Here is a 14,259-nt window from a genome sequence, read left to right on the forward strand (position 1 = left end):
GCACGCGAGCGTCACAGGCCGAGCCCCTTGACGACGACTTCGCGTTGCGCATGAACGGCCGTGCCATCCATCGCCTTCGCGCGCGCCGCACGGATATCCGCCGCCGTGAACGGCTTCGCGTCACCATGCTGCGCGTTGAGATCGAACACGACGTAGTTGAGCACGTGCGCGATGTCGTCATCGCTCGCGCTCGCAAACGACGGCATCTTGAAGTTGTAGTGCTTGTCGCGCACCTTGATCTCGCCGAACATCCCGTGCAGCAACGTTGCGACCAGTTGCGCGCGCCCCGGCTCGGCCGTCGCGTACTTGCCCGGATACTCGGTCAGCGGCGGCGCGAGGCCGTCCTGCCCCTTGCCGCCCGCCTGGTGGCATACCGCGCACTGCGCGTCGAACAGACTCTTGCCGGCCGGGTAATGCACGGTTTCCTGCGCGCCGGCGGCGGCCGGCAATGCGAAGGCCGTCACGGCCGTCATGCATGCGACGGCGAACTTCCCTGCTTGCTTCCCTTTCATTGTTTTGCCGCTCCCAGCAGAACCGAAACCGAACAGTGATAGTTCGAATTTCCGTTGGCCATGCACCAGTTGATGTCGTTGTTCAGCGACAGCTTGTACAGCGGCTTCTCGCGCTCGTTGCGGTTGCAGAAGCACTTGCCGCACGACGTCTTGCCGCAGCAGTCGTTGTACGACACGATGTAGTCCGAACCGTCGTGCGGATTGCGGCAGGTGCCGATCCACGTGATCGGCGAAGGCGTCGTGCCCGGTGGGCAACTGCTCGACGTGCCTCCGCAGCAACTGCACAGCCAGCCGTCGATCGCGCAGTATTTCCAGTAGTCGCAGCTCATCGGATCGTCGCTTGCCGCCGTCGCGGCGCCGCCGGACGCAGCCGACGCGCCCGATGCCGCATCGGCCGCATACGCGGTGCGATCGACGGGCAGCAGCGGCAGCATCGCCGATCCCACCAGCACCTTGCCGAGCTTCGCCATCGCGCTGCGCCGCGAACTGTGCTGCGCGACGCCGCGCGCCGACCGCTCGAACCATGAATCAAACAGGCCCATGTCGTTGTTCTCCCTTGACGTTGAAAGAGGGGCGGCCGGTCATGCGTGCTGCGCGTGCGCGTCGTGGTCGTGGCCATGATCGCCGTGCACGAACTGCTGCAGCGACGCGACGCCGCGCTCCTTCGCTTCGAACAGGCTCTCGAGATGCTCGCGCGTGTTGACGAGCCCCTTCGCGCGCACCGTGCCGGTTTCGTCGAGCAGCACCGCGTACGGCAGCTTGCCGATCTGGTACGCGAGGCCTAGCTCCTGCGACAGCACGTACGGGAAGCGCCCGAGGTCGTGCTTGCGTGCGAAGCGCGTGTGTTCGTCGGCATCGCCGTCGCTCACGAGCACGATGTTCACCGGCGTCGCTTCGCTCGCCTGCAGCGACGGCAGCAGCGGCAGCAACTTCTTGCAGGCGGGGCACGTCGGCGACAGGAAGAACAGCAGCGTCGCCTTGCCTGACGCATCGAAGCCGCCGACCTTCACCTGCGCGCCGCGAATGTCGGTCAGTTCGAACGTCGGCGCGATCGTGCCGACCGCCGGCCCCTTGTCGATCATCAATGCGCCGGCCGGCATGATGCGTTCGTACAGGATGCCGATCTGGCGCACGAGCGCGAGACAGATCGCGCCGAGCGCGACGACGGCCACCCACAGCAGGGCGGTGGAAACGGTGAGAGCGGTTTGCATCATGAATTCCTCAGGTGGGAAAGGCGCGGGGCGTTGGCGAGCAGCACGTCGACGGTGAGCAGCGCGCAGACGATCAGCAGCACGGAGAAGAACAGCGTCAGGTAGTCGAACCACACGACCGCGCGTGCGCCCGGCTCGACGAGCGCGGTCGCGGCCAGCGCGGCGAGCAGCAGCACGCGCGCGACGTGCAGCCAGCCGATGCCGCGCGGCGCATCCGTGCGCGCCGCCGCGAAGCCGGAACAACCGCAGTCGATGTCGGTGTGGCCGCGCAGGAGATTGATCGCAATCGCGGCGGCGAAGGCCACGAGCAACGCGACCAGGCCGATCGCACCGGCCGTGCGCGTATCGGGAAACAGCAGCGCCGCGGCCCCGATCGCTTCCGCGAGCGGAATCGCGAACGCGACGGGCGCGGTCAGCGCGTCGGGCAGCAGCCGGTAGCCGGCGAGCGCCTGGCTGAACGCGGCGGGCCGCCGCATCTTCGCGAACGCGCCGAGCAGCACGACGACGGCGGCGCCGGCCTGCGCGCTGGTGGCAAGTACGGGATCGAGCGTCATCGCGGCCTCACGGGTTGACGAGCAGCGACGACGTGTTGCCGATCTGCTTCTCGACGTGCTGCAGCTTGCCGGTGCGCGCATCCATCACGACGAGGTCGGACGTCGCCGTCAGCCCATAGAACAGCGGCTTGTCGTCCTCGCTGACCTGGATCGACACGAGCGGATCGACCTTCTGCTGCGCGAGATCCCAGCGCGCGACACGCTGCTTCGACTTCAGGTCGACCACCCACACCTGCGTGCCGGGATCCTTGTGCGAGCCGTCGCCGCCCTTGTGCATCAGCACGTAGTAGCGGTTTTGCCGGGCCTGCACGGCCGTCTGCTGCATGCCGCCCGGGCGCCAGCCTTCGGCGCGCTCGGCATCCGTCAAGAGCGGCCACGGCTTGCCGAACGCGGGCTTGTCGCCGCTGAAATCCGCGCTGCGCACGTTGCCGCCGTACGTCGTGAACAGATAGGCGCCCTGGTAGCGCGACGCGTTCACGAACGCCGGATCCTTGTCGACGTCGATGAACGCCTCCGACATCGTGCGCTTCACTTCCTTGCCGTTCGCATCGAGCGTGACGGTCAACGCCTTGCCGCTTTCGCACAGCGCGGTGAAGCGGTCGTTGCCCGACGGATACGCGAGCACGCAAGCCGCCGTGTCGATCTCCGACAGTACCTGCTTCGACACCGCGTCGATCACCGTCACCGAGGCCGCCGGCGTGATGTTCGCGACGTACAGCCGCTTGCCGTCCGCGCTGAACGCGGTGTTGTACGGCGACGGCACATGCTGCGCATGCTTTGCCGGAATCACGATCTCGCCCGCATGATCGAGCGTCGTGTTGTCGGTCATCTCGACGACGTCGGTGCGCGTGCCGTGCGAGCCGCGCGAGAAGTAGGTCGTCGCGACGAAGCTCGTCTTGTGGTCGGGCGAAATCGCGAAGCCGGGGCCGAAGCCGCCGTCGATCTGGCCGAGCAGTTTCTTCGCATCGGCGTCGTATACGTAGATGCGTCCGTCGGTCATCGACGGCATCGAGATGTCGACGATATAGACCTCGTGCGGATGCCATGGCGGCATCTTCTGCACGACCAGTTCCTCCGGCTTTTCCGTCGCGTTCGCGCTGCCGGCCCATGCCGCCGCGAACGCCAGCGTCGCCGCGAGCACCGCGGTTCGTCGCCTTGTCCTCATGTCGCCTCCAGTTGGGGAATCACGTGATGTGGGGCGACTGTAGTTCGACAATAAATCCGGTCAGCACCCGGACCGGCACCGCGTGCTTGCCGATTCGGGATATTGGAAAACCGCCTGAAAGCCGCGCCGGCCGGACGCTTCCGACCCTCTGACAAATGCGCGCGGAATAGCGCTCCCCCTTATTGCGCCGACCAGGCGGTCGGTTTAATCTTGCGCGGTCCTGATCGACGCACCCGGAGGCGCTGTGTTCGTGTTTCACGAGAGGTTCGACAACGCGGACCGGCATGCCGAGGCGCTGCGCGGCTGGAACCAGCGCTACGACCAGATCGGCTCCGGCGCGTATCGCAGCGCGGTCAAGCACGCGGTGCTGGACGGCATGCAGCTGTTCCAGGAAACCGCCAACGTGCGCATCATCCAGCGCGGAAGACTGCCGCACGACCATACGGTGTTCGGCATGCCGCTCACCGGCTCCGGCGCGTTCGCATTCGGCGGTGCGCGCATCGAGCGCGGCACGATGGTGATGGCGCGCGGCGGCGCGCCGTTCGAGCTGCATTCACCCGACGACATGTCGCTGATCGGTGTCGTCGCCGATCGCGCGCTGATGCAGCAGGTCGAGGATGCGGCCGATGTGCGCGTCGACGAAGCCACGTTGCGGCGCGGCGTCGTCGACATGCCCACCGCCGTGCTGATGCGCGCGAGCGTGCAGGTCGCCACGCAACTCGAGTGCGTGCTGGCGGCACCCGATGCCTACCGCGACGCACGCGCGCAGCGCGAACTGCGCGGCGAGATCGGCAACGTGCTCGTCGATCTCCTCACGTACCGGATTCCCGAGCCGTCGAACCGCCTCACGCACGCCTGTCGCGCCGACATCGTGCGCCGCGTGCACGACTACGTGATCGGCCATCCCGAAGCACCGGTCGACGTGCTGAGCCTGTGCACGCAATTGCGCGTGAGCCGGCGCACGATGCAGAACAGCTTCCAGTCGGTCGTGCAGACCAGCCCGTTGAACTACGTGCGCTCGCTGCGCCTGTCGCAAGTGCGGCGGATGCTGCTCGATACGCGGCAGGCCGACCTGCCGATCAGCGACGCGGCCGCACGCTGGGGCTTCATGCATCTCGGGCATTTCGCGAGCGCGTACAAGGCGCAGTTCGGCGAGTTGCCGTCGACCACCGCGCGCCGGGCCGTGCGCGACGCGAAAACGCGCTGAGCCCGCGCAAAACCCGCGATAATCTCCCGCTGACCGTTCGGCGCGCGCGAGCCGGTCGCGGCGCCTGCCCATCCGCTCGCCGCCCCGCACGATGCGCGACGACGACTACCCGATTCCATCTCCTGCCCCGATGCCCGAGGATTTCCATTTCCTGCTGCTGCCCGGCTTCTCCGCACTCGGCTTCATGTCCGCGGTCGAGCCGCTGCGCGTCGCGAACCGCTTTCGCACCGAGCTCTATCGCTGGCACGTGATCAGCGCCGACGGCGCGCCCGTCGCCGCGAGCAACGGCATTCCGGTCGCCGCCGAGGCCGCGTGCGCGGAGGTCGACAAGGTCGATACGGTGTTCGTCGTCGCGGGTTTCGATCCGCTCGTGTGCTACACCCGCGCGATCGGCGACTGGCTGCGCCGCCAGCACCGTCATGGTGCAACGCTCGGCGGCATCGACACGGGCAGCTTCGTGCTCGCGGAAGCCGGGCTGTTCGACGCATCGCAGCCGCTCACGCTGCACTGGGAAGCACTGGCCGCGTTCCGCGAACGCTACCCCGGGCTGAACGCGACGCAGGAACTGTTCGAGATCGACGACCGGCGCATCACGTGCGCGGGCGGCACCGCGTCGATCGACATGATGCTCGACCTGATCGGGCGGCGGCACGGCGCCGATCTCGCGGCGGCGATCTCCGAGCAGTTCGTCGTCAGCCGGATCCGGCAGCGCTCGGACAGCCAGCGGCTCGAGATCGCCGCGCGCTACGGCGTGCACAACCGCAAGCTGATCCAGGTGATCGGCACGATGCAGCGGCACATGGAAACCCCGCTCGGCTCCGATGCGCTCGCGCAGGAGGTGTCGATCACGCGCCGCCAGCTCGAACGGCTGTTCAGCGCGACGCTGAACGACACGCCAACGCACTTCTACCTGAACCTGCGCCTCGATCGCGCGCGTGAACTGCTGCAGCAGACGGACATGAGCATCACGTCGGTTTGCGTCGCGTGCGGGTTCGAATCGCCGTCGCATTTCTCGCGCACGTATCGGACGCGATTCGGGCTGAGCCCGCGCAACGACCGGCGCGCGACGCGCTGATCGTCGCCGGTTTCACACACAATCCGGCGCGGAATTGCGCGTTCGGGCAGCGATTCCCGCCGCTTGCTGAACAATGCCGGCGATTGATCGACGGACCGAAGCGGTCGTCGAAAATAAATTGGAATGTCGTTGAAAATATTCTGTAACATACCAAAAAAAGTTAGATAGGCAGCCTAACGACATGCATGCCGCATCGCCACGTGCGTCGCGCCACGCGGGCTGCCACCGATATCGATCCGATCCGAGGGGTATGACATGACGATGCTCGCTTCGCCGTCGCCGCACCTGCCTGCCGTTCGCTTCTTCTCCCGCTTCTCCCCCTCTTCGCCTGCCTGTTTCTTTTCGACCTGACATTTAGGGTTCCTTAGTCAGTCGACGCTCCCAACACCGCTTCGCCGCACCGGCGCCATCGCGCCGGCGCGCGGGCCGTGTCGTGCCTGCGCGCCACGAACGCGCGGGCGTATCCAACCGTTGAGATGAGGATCACGTATGCAGACATCACGCAAAGCACTGCCGCTCGCCCTGGGTCTCGCGCTCGGTTTCGGCATCGTCGGCGGCACCGCGGCCGATACGAAAGTGTCGAACCCGCAAGCAACGAGCCTGCGCGAAAGCCTGACGCGCGGCATCGCGCCGCCGGCCGCCAAGGCCGACACGGCCGCCGGGCAGTTCCGCGCGGACGGCGTCGCCGTCACGCTCTACAACCCCGCGTATCGCGCGAAGAAAACCGCCACGACGCCCGCCGCCACCGCGCGCGACTTCGTCGCGTCGCAGGCCGCGCAGCTCGGGCTCGACGCGACCGCGCTCGCGAGCCTCGTCGTCACGTCGGAGCGCAACGATGCCGATTTCACCGTCGTGCGCCTGCAGCAACAGGCGGCCGGCTTGCCCGTCTACGGCAGCGATATCGCGGTGACGGTCGCGAAGGACGGCCGCATCCTGTACGTCGCGAGCAACACGATCAACGGCGTGGTCGCGACGTCGCGCAAGTCGCAGGCCGTCGACCAGCAGCAGGCGCTCGACCGCGCCCGCGCGTATCTCGGCGTGAGCGGCTTCACGAACCTGGATGCGCAGCTCGTCGCGTTCGTCGACAAGACCGGCACGCATACCGCGTGGAAGGTGCGCGGCCGCCCGAACGACGGCCCGAAAGGCGACTGGGAGCTGCTGATCGACTCGGGCAGCGGCGACGTGCTGCGCGCCGAGGACAAGGCGTTCTACGCGACCGACGGCACGGGCTTCGTGTTCCGGCCCGACCCGCTGTCGCCGACCAGGAGCAGCTACGGCAGCACGGGATTCAAGGACAGCAACGACGCTGACTCTTCGCAGCTCACCGCCGCACGCGTGCGCGTGACCTTGAAGGATCTCGCGCAGTCGGGCGGGCGCTACACGCTGACGGGCCCGTACGCGTCGTGCATCGATTTCGACGCGCCGCTCGACAAGGCGTGCCCCGTGCAGTCGACGCCCGCGTTCGAGTTCACGCGCGGCAACCTGTATTTCGAGGCCGTGAACGTGTATTACCACATCGACACATTCCTGCGTTACGTGAACCAGACGCTCGGTATCAAGGCGCTGCCGTACCAGTACACCGGCGGCGTGCAGTACGACCCGCACGGCGAATCGGGCGACGACAACTCGTCGTACTCGTCGAGCAGCGGCCGGCTGACCTTCGGGCAAGGCGGCGTCGACGATGCGGAGGATGCGGACGTCGTGATCCACGAGCTCGGCCACGGCATCCACGACTGGGTGACGAACGGCGGCCTGTCGCAACAGGAAGGGCTGTCGGAAGGCACCGGCGACTATCTCGCCGCCGCGTACAGCCGCGACTTCAACCAGTGGAGCCCGTCGGATGCGCAATACCACTGGGTCTACAACTGGGACGGCCACAACGAGTTCTGGGGCGGCCGCGTGACCAACTGGAACGTCGGGCGCACCTACGCGCAGGCACGCGGCGCGGAGATCCATACGGCCGGCCAGTACTGGGCGTCGTGCAACCTCGTCGCGCGCGACGCGATCGGTGCGCAGGCGATGGACAAGGCGTTCCTGAAAGGGTTGTCGATGACCAACAGCTCGACCAACCAGAAGGCCGCCGCGCAGGCCGTGCTGACGGCCGCGTCCGCGCTCGGCTACAGCAGCGCGCAGCTGACCGCGATCGGCAATGCGTACAACCAGAGTTGCACGTACGGCGTGACCGTACCGAAGAAGTCGTAATTCCGCAGCAGGCGGGGGCGCCTCGCACGACCTGCGGCGCGCCCTCTTCCTCGACATCGCCATCCTCACGAGATCGAACATGCCTACTCTGAAACTGACCCGCCTGAGTGCCGCGCTGGGCGGCATGCTGCTGACCGCCGCCGCACACGCGACGCCGGTGTGGATCACACTCGGCGACGCGGCGTTCCGCCAGTTGCAACGCATCGACGCCGGCGCCACCGCGCAGTACAGCACGACCCTCGACGCCGGCAAGACGGCCGACGGCGCCGCGCGCCGCGAAACCGTTCACGTCGTCGAAATCGATGATTCACGGCTCGGCGAGCTGGCCCACGCCGTCCACCATACGCGCGGCCACGGGCCCGGCTATGTCGTGCACGACTCGTTCGACGACGCGCGCCAGGCACTGCAGCCGTTGCCGCCGACGCTCGCGAAACAGGCCGCCGCCTCCGTGTACAAGGTATCGAACGCGCCGCAGATCGGCACGTGGATCCAGCAGCTGCAGGCCAGCAACATCGTCGGCACGATCACGTCGCTGTCCGGCTTCACGAACCGCTACTACACGACGTCGCACGGCGTCGCCGCATCGGACTGGCTCGCACTGCAGTGGAAGCAGCTGGCGGGCTCACGCGCCGACATCACCGTCGAACAGTTCGCGCACACCGGCTTTCCGCAGAAATCCGTGATCCTGACGATTCGCGGCAGCGATCCGGCCGCGGGCACCGTCGTGCTGGGCGGCCACCTCGATTCGACGGTCGGCCGCACGACGGAGAACACGCGCTCGCCGGGCGCGGACGACGATGCGTCGGGCATCGCCAGCCTCACCGAAGCGCTGCGCGTGCTGCTGGCGAACAACTACAAGCCGAAGCGCACGATCAAGTTCGTCGGGTACGCAGCCGAGGAAGCCGGGCTGCTCGGCTCGAAAGCGATCGCGAAGCAGTTCCGCGCGCAGAATGCGAACGTGGTCGGCGTGCTGCAGCTCGACATGACGAACTACAAGGGCGATCCGAAGGATATCTACCTGATCACCGACTACACGAACGCGTCGCAGAACACCTACCTGACGAATCTGGCGAAGACCTACCTGCCGGAACTCGCGATCGGCACGTCGCAGTGCGGGTATGCGTGCTCGGATCACGCGTCGTGGAATGCGCAAGGGTATCCGGCGTCGTTCCCGTTCGAGGCCGACCAGAACGACAGCCCGTATATCCATACCGTGAACGACACGCTGGAGAATTCGGATCGGCAGGCGAATCACGCGCTGAAGTTCGGCAAGCTGGCGCTGGCCTACGCGGTCGATCTCGGCGGAAACGGCAGCGCGACCGTCAAGCGTTGACCCGGCGACGGCCGGGGGCGGTGGAACGGGCGCGTGGTGCGGGCGCGCCCGTTCGAACCCGGCCGAACCCGTTAGCCGTTCCGGATAGAATCGTCATTCGCTCACTTCAGCAACACGGTGCAATGCCATGACCGATATCTCCCGCTCGTTCGACGATCTCACGCCCGAACGCGTCACGACCGCATTCGACCTGCCCGGCCACACGACCGTCCGCTCGCTCGGCGTCGCGCAGGGGATCATCGTGCGCTCGCGCTCGATCGTCGGCTCGTTCGGCGCGTCGCTGCAAACCCTCTTCGGCGGCAACATCACGTTGTATACGTCGCTGTGCGAGAAGGCGCGCCAGCAGGCGTTCGACAAGATGCTCGGCGACGCGCGCAAGCTCGGCGCGAATGCGATCGTCGCGATGCGCTACGACTCGACCGAGATCGGGGCGGGCGTCACGGAAGTCATCTGCTACGGCACGGCCGTGCGGGTCGCGCGCGACGCCGGCGCCTGACCGTCAACCGTTACGCGCCGGCCGCCCACACGATCGCAGAAACGGCGTCGGTATCGCTTCAGTGCTCTCGTTCCAGCGAAGTCATGTTTCGCAGTTGCGGGAACAACCGCATCCACGTGAGCGCGACCGCAATCGTCGCGGCGCCACCCACGACGATCGCCGCCGGCGCGCCCCACCATGCGGCCGTCACGCCCGACTCGAATTCGCCGAGCTGGTTCGACGTACCGATGAACAGCGAATTGACCGCGCTCACGCGCCCGAGCATGTCGTCGGGCGTACGCAGTTGCACGAGCGACAGCCGCACCACGACGCTGACGACGTCCGACGCGCCGAGCGCGGCCAGCGCCACGAGCGACAGCGCGAAGTGCCGCGACAACCCGAACACGATCGTCGCGATGCCGAATGCGATTACTCCGCCGAACATCGCGCGGCCCGGCCGCCCCTTCAGCGGGAACCGCGTGAGCCACAGCGTCCCCGCGAGCGCGCCGACCGCAGGCGCCGCACGCAGCGCACCGAGCCCCCACGGGCCGACCTGCAGGATGTCGCGCGCGTAGATCGGCAGCAGCGCGGTCGCGCCGCCGAACAGCACCGCGAACAGGTCGAGCGACAGCGCGCCGAGAATCGCCGGCTCGCGCCGGATGAACGCGATGCCCGAAAACACCGAGCGCAGCGTGACCGGCTCGCGGGCGGGCGGCGCACTGCGCAGCGGAATCGTGCCGCTCAGCACCGCCGCGACCGCGAATGCAACGACGCTCGTACCGAACGCGGCGGGCGCGCCCACGCCATACAGCAGCCCGCCGAATGCGGGCCCGAGGATCTGCGCGGCCTGGTTCGCGGACGTCGACAGCGCGGTTGCGCGCGGCAGGTCGGTGCGCGGCACGACGGCCGGCAGCAGCGACGACACCGACGGCGATTCGAACGCGCGGGCCGTGCCGACGATCGCCGCGAGCGCGTACACGGCCGGTGCGGCCAGCCACCCTTGCGTGGCGCCGAGCAGGAACACGCCGGCGGCCAGCGCCTCGACGCCCTGGCAGATCGTCGCGATGCGTCGACGATCGTAGCGGTCGGCCACCTGCCCGACGACGAGCGTCAACGCGAACATCGGCACGAACTGCGCGAGGCCGACGAGACCGAGCGCGAACGCGCTGTGCGTGAGCGCGTAGACGTACCAGCCGATGGCAACCGACAGGATCTGGAAAGCCAGGGAGGACATGACGCGCGTGCCCCAGAAACGCTGGAACGGGACATGGCGGAACAGGTTGGCGGGTAACGGGGATAAAGGGCTGGGGTCGGGCACGGAGTCGGTCATCGAGGTCTCGGCAGGCGGCGCTGTGCGCCGGTACCGTTCGAGAAACGACGGCGCACGCCAACGCGTGCGCGCGACAACGGTGCCGACGCGGCCAAAGCGCGATGATATGCCAACCGCGGAAAACGGGCCGCGGGTGTGGGTGCCGACGATTCCGGCGGCCACGCTGATCGCGGCCGCCGGGTCGATGCGCGGCTGCAGGATCTTCCGATGCAGGCGGCCCGCGCGCTTTACTGCGGCGGGCCGCCTGCCTCGCTCGAACCCATCGCCATGCCGAACAGACGTTGCCCTTCCGGCGTGTCCTCGACTCTCCAGCCCTCGGCGCTCAACGCTTCCCGGATCCGGTCGGCTTGCGCCCAGTCCTTGTCCGCCCTCGCGCGCTCACGCTCACCGAGCAACCCGCGGACATGTTCCGGAACGTCGAATGCAACCGGCCGCCATTCGCGCAACCCGAGGCCCAGCACCGCGTCGAAGCTGTCGACGGTCGCTTTCAGGGTGGCAGGCGGCAGGTTGCTCCTGACGAGATCCCACAGCACCGCGAGCGCCCTCGGCAGATTCAGGTCCTCGTTCACTTCGGCATCGAAGCGCGCGGCGAAATCCGCATCGACGCGGCCGCCGTCCGGCCAGCCGGCATGAAGGTGCCGAAGTCGATTCAGCGCGGTGTGCGCCGCGTCGAGCGACGCCCACGTGAAATGCAGCTTGCTTCGATAGTGGGCCGTCAGGCACAGGTAGCGGTACGCGAGCGGATCGACACCGCGGCGCTGCAAGGTCTGCAGACGAACGAAATCGCCGCTCGACTTCGACATCTTCGTATCGGTGTCGAGCGTCAGGAAGTGCCCGTGCATCCAGTAGTTCGCGAGCTGCGTGCCGTGGGCCGCCCGCGTCTGCGCGATCTCGTTGCTGTGATGCACGGCGATATGATCCTCGCCGCCGCAATGGATATCGAACAACGTCCCGAGATACTTCGCCGACATCGCCGAGCATTCGATATGCCAGCCCGGAAAGCCGCGCCCCCACGGGCTGTCCCATTCCATTTGCCGCTTGACGCCGGCCGGGCTGAACTTCCACAACGCAAAATCCGTGATGCTCCGCTTCCCGCCCAATGCCACCCGCTTGCCCGCCTGCAACCCCGCGCGCTCCAGCCGCGCGAGATACCCGTAGTCATCCTGCCGACTGGTGTCGAAGTAGAGGCCGTCGTCCGTCCGATAGACGTAGCCGGCCCGGTCGAGCGTATCGATGAACGCGATCTGTTCGGCGATGTGATCGGTGGCGCGGCACCACACCGTCGGCTCGAGCAGGTTGAGCGCGCGCCAGTCCCGGACGAACGCCTCGGTGTAGCGCCGCGCGATGGCCCACGCCGATTCGCCGGTCCGACGGCTGCCCTTCTCCATCTTGTCTTCGCCTTCGTCCGCATCCGACGTCAGGTGGCCGACGTCGGTGATGTTGACGACGTGCCGGACTACGTAGCCGTTGCGTTCCAGTACGCGGCGCAGGAGATCCTCGAACACGTAGGTTCTCAGGTTGCCGATGTGGGCATCGTCGTAGACCGTCGGGCCGCAGCAATACATGCCGACCTGCCCGGCCCGGATCGGCGTGAAGGGGCGCACGGTACGCGACCAGGTGTCATACAGCGCAAGCGGCATCGAGTTTCTCCGTCTGGAAAGTGTCGGCCCAAAAACAAAAAGGCCGCCTGTCTTGCATCACAGGCGGCCGGAAGGCGATTGCTTGAATGTTCAGCGAATTCGCTAGACGCAACGTCCCCCTGGCATGTTCTGACAACATGCACGGATGAACGAGGAGGGGGAAATGGCGCGATTCAGCATGCGGACGATGCTAGCGCCTATAGACGGCAATGGTCAATACCATCCGAGCGCTTCTCCCCGGGCGGTGGCCACGCTGCCGGCACGGGCCGGACGGCTTTCGTGCCCGCTCACGCCGGCAAAAAAAAAGCGCGAACCGAGGTTCGCGCCAAAGAGAGACCGCTCGCTGAAGACGTCGCTGCCCCACCCCATCCCGCTCAGAACGAATGCCGCATCCCGATCCGCACGTCGGCCTGCGTCTGCGTCGTCGACGGCGTGAAGCTGTAGCCGATCACCGCATCGACGCCCTGCGACGCGCGCAGGTAATCGCCGGAGATGTAGATGTCGGTGCGCTTCGACAGCAGGTAATGCAGGCCGGCCGTGCCCTGGTTCCAGTGGTGGCCTTCGAAGCGCGTGTGCTGGTAGCCCGCGATGAGGCTCAGCGCCGGCGTGAACTGGTACAGGCCGCCACCTTCGTACACCTGCATGTGCGACGACTGGCCGAAGCCCTTGATCGTCGTGTACGAGTAGTTGGCGTCGAGCGTCAGCTTGCCGATCGTGTAGCTGGTGCCGATGCCGAACGTGCCCTGGCTGTCGACGTCCATCGCGGTGTTCGAGAACAGGTCGGTGCGGGCGCCGGTCGCCGGATCGACGGTGACGGTCTGCTGGCCGAGGAACGTATGCGTGCCGATCATCGCGTACGGGTCGAACGCATAGATGCCGTTCGGGTTGTTCAGGCGCGTGTACGCGGCGCCGATCGAGAAGTCGCCCTTCGTGAAGCTCGCGCCCGCGCTCCATGCGCTGTTGCGGTGGAAGTTGCCCGCGACGTTGCCGAACGAGTACATCGCGCCGAACTTGAAGCCGCTGAGATCGTTCGACAGGAACTTCACCGAGTTCGGCAGGCGGTCGCCGTTGAAGCGGTCGAAGTCGCCCTGGTGGATCGCATAGCCGCTGCCCCACGCGGAGATGTTGTAGATCGATACGAGCTCGTTCGTGATGTCGAGCTGGTTGCCGAACGACAGCGTGCCCCAGTCGTTCTGCAGGCCGACATACGCCTGGCGGCCGAACTCCGCGCCGCCGAAGCCGAGTTGCCCGTTGCCGAGGTGGAAGCCGCTCTCGAGCGTGAACACGGCTTTCAGGCCGCCGCCGAGATCTTCCGTGCCCTTGAGGCCGAAGCGGTTTCCGTACGCGACGCCGTCGTCGAACTTGACCACGTGCGAGCCGCCCGTGTTGTTCACGTACGTGATGCCGGCGTCGAGAATCCCGTACAGCGTCACGCTGCTTTGCGCATGGCCAATGGCGGGAATACAGGCCGCGCATGCAAGCGCGGCGGCTACGGCAACTTTCGTATGCTTCATTATCGACCACCCTCCCTGAACCGTTCGATGGATAGAATCTC

The 14,259-nt window shown here is 66.9% G+C and carries 13 protein-coding genes; 5 read left to right on the top strand and 8 right to left on the bottom strand.

Going from position 1 to position 14,259, the window contains the following annotated elements:
• Window positions 1-11: 11 nt before the first annotated feature.
• Genes CFB39_RS29110 through CFB39_RS29130 form a run of 5 tightly spaced genes read right to left on the bottom strand, consistent with a single transcriptional unit; the run spans window position 12 to window position 3,442 of the window.
• Entirely contained in the window at window positions 12-512 is a 501-nt protein-coding gene (locus tag CFB39_RS29110) for a cytochrome c (protein WP_089475426.1), read from the bottom strand.
• Complete coding sequence (locus tag CFB39_RS29115) at window positions 509-1,054, bottom strand: methylamine dehydrogenase light chain (RefSeq protein ID WP_089475427.1); 546 nt, start codon at window positions 1,052-1,054, stop codon at window positions 509-511. The genes CFB39_RS29110 and CFB39_RS29115 overlap by 4 nt, the downstream gene beginning before the upstream one ends.
• Window positions 1,055-1,093: 39 nt before the next feature.
• Window positions 1,094-1,726: a methylamine dehydrogenase accessory protein MauD gene (gene mauD, locus CFB39_RS29120; RefSeq protein ID WP_089475428.1), complete on the bottom strand. Its 633-nt coding sequence runs from the start codon at window positions 1,724-1,726 to the stop codon at window positions 1,094-1,096.
• Complete coding sequence (locus CFB39_RS29125; protein ID WP_089475429.1) at window positions 1,723-2,277, bottom strand: MauE/DoxX family redox-associated membrane protein; 555 nt, start codon at window positions 2,275-2,277, stop codon at window positions 1,723-1,725. Before CFB39_RS29125 ends, mauD begins: the two co-directional genes overlap by 4 nt.
• Window positions 2,278-2,284: 7 nt before the next feature.
• A complete protein-coding gene (locus CFB39_RS29130) occupies window positions 2,285-3,442 on the bottom strand; it encodes an amine dehydrogenase large subunit (RefSeq protein ID WP_089475430.1) in 1,158 nt (385 codons plus the stop codon).
• 244 nt (window positions 3,443-3,686) lie between these two features.
• On the opposite strand from CFB39_RS29130, the gene CFB39_RS29135 reads away from it, so the two are divergent.
• The 5 genes from CFB39_RS29135 (at window position 3,687) to CFB39_RS29155 (ending at window position 9,755) form a co-directional block, all read left to right on the top strand.
• The gene (locus CFB39_RS29135; protein ID WP_089475431.1) at window positions 3,687-4,649 is read left to right on the top strand and encodes a helix-turn-helix domain-containing protein; all 963 of its coding nucleotides are present in this window, start codon (window positions 3,687-3,689) and stop codon (window positions 4,647-4,649) included.
• A 130-nt stretch (window positions 4,650-4,779) separates the two neighbouring features.
• Window positions 4,780-5,724, top strand: a complete 945-nt coding sequence (locus CFB39_RS29140) for a GlxA family transcriptional regulator (protein ID WP_089426853.1) — start codon at window positions 4,780-4,782, stop codon at window positions 5,722-5,724.
• A gap of 489 nt (window positions 5,725-6,213) precedes the next feature.
• Window positions 6,214-7,926, top strand: a complete 1,713-nt coding sequence (locus CFB39_RS29145; protein ID WP_089475432.1) for a M36 family metallopeptidase — start codon at window positions 6,214-6,216, stop codon at window positions 7,924-7,926.
• 79 nt (window positions 7,927-8,005) lie between these two features.
• Window positions 8,006-9,259 (top strand): M20/M25/M40 family metallo-hydrolase, encoded by a 1,254-nt coding sequence (locus CFB39_RS29150; protein WP_089475433.1) that lies wholly within the window; start codon window positions 8,006-8,008, stop codon window positions 9,257-9,259.
• Window positions 9,260-9,386: 127 nt separating this feature from the next.
• On the top strand, window positions 9,387-9,755 hold the full coding sequence (locus tag CFB39_RS29155; protein ID WP_069252350.1) for a YbjQ family protein: 369 nt from the start codon (window positions 9,387-9,389) through the stop codon (window positions 9,753-9,755).
• Between the two features lie 58 nt (window positions 9,756-9,813).
• On the opposite strand, the gene CFB39_RS29160 is transcribed toward CFB39_RS29155, so the two are convergent.
• The 3 genes from CFB39_RS29160 to CFB39_RS29170 all read right to left on the bottom strand — a co-directional run bounded on the left by CFB39_RS29160 (window position 9,814) and on the right by CFB39_RS29170 (window position 14,218).
• Window positions 9,814-11,064 (bottom strand): MFS transporter, encoded by a 1,251-nt coding sequence (locus CFB39_RS29160; RefSeq protein ID WP_089475434.1) that lies wholly within the window; start codon window positions 11,062-11,064, stop codon window positions 9,814-9,816.
• A 227-nt stretch (window positions 11,065-11,291) separates the two neighbouring features.
• Window positions 11,292-12,704 (bottom strand): cysteine--tRNA ligase, encoded by a 1,413-nt coding sequence (cysS, locus tag CFB39_RS29165; protein ID WP_089475435.1) that lies wholly within the window; start codon window positions 12,702-12,704, stop codon window positions 11,292-11,294.
• A gap of 374 nt (window positions 12,705-13,078) precedes the next feature.
• Complete coding sequence (locus tag CFB39_RS29170) at window positions 13,079-14,218, bottom strand: porin (protein ID WP_089426849.1); 1,140 nt, start codon at window positions 14,216-14,218, stop codon at window positions 13,079-13,081.
• Window positions 14,219-14,259: the final 41 nt, after the last annotated feature.

The sequence above is a fragment of the Burkholderia sp. AU6039 genome (assembly GCF_002223365.1).
In the GTDB taxonomy this organism is placed as follows: domain Bacteria; phylum Pseudomonadota; class Gammaproteobacteria; order Burkholderiales; family Burkholderiaceae; genus Burkholderia.